Origin of the sequence: Olivibacter sp. CPCC 100613 (assembly GCF_036959255.1) — a bacterium.
Lineage (GTDB): Bacteria > Bacteroidota > Bacteroidia > Sphingobacteriales > Sphingobacteriaceae > Olivibacter.
In genome coordinates this window covers 1-2,553 of sequence record NZ_JAWMTI010000025.1, presented here as the reverse complement: position 1 = coordinate 2,553, position 2,553 = coordinate 1, and the positions used below count along the sequence as shown (strand labels likewise).

General features: G+C 39.3%; 1 protein-coding gene. It reads right to left on the bottom strand.

The features are described 5' to 3' along the window. Nucleotides 1-2,553: non-ribosomal peptide synthetase (locus RYH73_RS26480; protein WP_335316456.1), on the bottom strand; the 2,553-nt coding region annotated here is incomplete at both ends.

The window sequence follows — 2,553 nt, the reverse complement described above, 5'->3', positions numbered from 1 at the left end:
CAAGGAGGTCCACATCCACCAAACCTCCTCGGATACCGTACACAACCGGAACATGGTAGTGAACGCTCCCCTCAAGCCGATCAATGAACCATAAACGCTCCTGACTATAAGATAATGGGTAAATTCCATCGTTTACCCTTATTTCTATGCTCTTAATACTCCAGCTGTTAGTCGATCTAGAGATTTTATCCGATAATTGCTTTACCGTCGGATAGCCAAACAGGTCCTTAATTGAAATTTCAGTTCTCAGTTCCTTACGGATTGCCGAAATAATTCTAATAGCGGCCAGAGAATGTCCTCCCAAGGAAAAGAAGTTATCATACACTCCCATTTTTTGAATACAAAGAATTTCCGACCATATTTTTATTAGACTTATTTCTACCTTATTTGTTGGAGGTTCATATCGATCATAATGGATATTTGGTTCAACTTTCGGAAGTGAGGTATAATCTATTTTGCCATTTTTTGTCACAGGTATTTTTTCAAGTTTCATCCAGAAAATTGGCACCATATATTCCGGTAGTCGAGCATGGAGATAGCTTAACAAACAGTCGTAATCTAATTCATCTTTAAGAACTGCATATCCTACCAGTCTTTCTAAATCGTCAGTTTTTTGAAGAATCACAACCGCTTGATCCATTAAACCACTTTCGATAGCTACTGTTTCGATTTCTCCTAATTCAATACGATATCCGCGGAGCTTAACCTGGTTGTCAATTCGGCCAAGATATTCTAAATTCCCGTCGGGAAGCCAACACCCTATATCGCCTGTACGGTACATTTGTTTACCATCTACAAACGGTGAAGGTATGAACCGATCTACTGTCAAATCCGGTTGATTTAAATAGCCTCGGGCTACATGTGGACCGGTTATACAAATTTCCCCTGCTACACCTATCGGCTGCAATCGAATATTTTCACCCTGACTGTCTGTGTAATTAGCATCAACGATGAAGACTTCTGAATTTAGAAGAGGTTTCCCAATAGGTACGTAAGAGTTTCCTTTCGACAGCATTTGTTTAAATTCGTAGAAGGTTGCGCAGACCGTTGCTTCAGTTGGGCCGTATCCGTTTATAATTCTCAGTTGAGGGATTCTTTCTTGGTATTGCTGGAGAACTATCTCCTTTATTTGCATCACACCAACTAATAACCTAGTAAGTGCAATTGTGTCGTTATTATTCTGGAATTCCCTTAAAATCTCATTCAACAAAGTCGGAGGTAAATACGCAGTGTTGATCTGATGATCAACAATATATTTAGCAATATAAAATGGGTCATTTGCCGCTTCTGACGGTAGTAAATGGAGTGTATGTCCATAACATAAATTGGTAAAAATTTCCCAAATGGAAACATCAAAAACTATTGGACACAATGCGAATCCATTTAGATTTCCTTTCCCTGGAGCTATATTTTCGAAAGCATTTAAAAGAGAAATTATGTTCCCATGTTCCACCATAACTCCTTTAGGTTTTCCTGTGGAACCGGAGGTATACAATACATAAGCTAGCGTATCTGATAAAGGCTTATTTTCAAGTTTTATCTCCCCCAACCCATCATTCCATTCAGCGGATTGATCAGTATAAACAAGTATTCCTTTGTAGAAAGATGAAATCGACAGTTTACCCATATTATCAGCAACTATTACGCGACATCCGCTGTCCTGTACGATAAAACTCAAACGTTCTACGGGATATTCGGGGTCCAAGGGTACATATGCTCCACCAGTCTTCAATATTGCCAGTATACTTACTATCGTCCAGTGGGAACGTTCCATACAAATTCCTGCAATGATTTCGGGTCCTATTCCAAGGGCCTGCAAATGGATCGCCAGTTTGTCTGACAGAACATCTAACTCATGGTAACTCAATTTAATATCAGCAAAAACTAGAGCTATTCTGTCGGAATTAAGTCTTTGGCATTCTCTAAACATGTCAATTACTGTCACTTTACTGAAGAGCTGTTGATCATGCACTAAGTGACATTTAAAGGATTGAATCTCATGAGGTGTTAATATATTTATTTCCTTTAGATGTAAAGCTCCCCTTACTATCTGACCTAATACATTGATAAAATGTTGAATAATCCTATCTATATAGAATTTATCGATAAGTTCTGTATTGTAACTGAAACCCAAAACTATTTGTTCTTTAGGTTCGATAATGATGCTCAGTGGGTAGTTAGTATGCTCCTCAATAATGCCATCGCGTAGATTGAGTTTTGTCTGTACTTTTTCTGATGTCTTATTGCTAGGATAACTTTCAAATACCAGTAAACTATCGAATAGATCTCTTTTGTTGACTGTCCAGTGCTGTACGTCATGGATGTGACTAAACTGATATTGCCTTGCGTTGGCCTGTTCTGCCTGTAAAAATCTTAGCCAATCTCCAATAGGATTTGAATAATCCAGTTTAGTAAACAGATGAATAGTATTTATGTAAAGTCCGATCCGCTGTTCCACCCCCGAAAGGTCCTCCGGCCTCCCCGATACCGTCACCCCGTAGACAATGTCCCTACGCCCCGTGTAGCGGTGCAGAAGGTAGGCCCATGCACCCT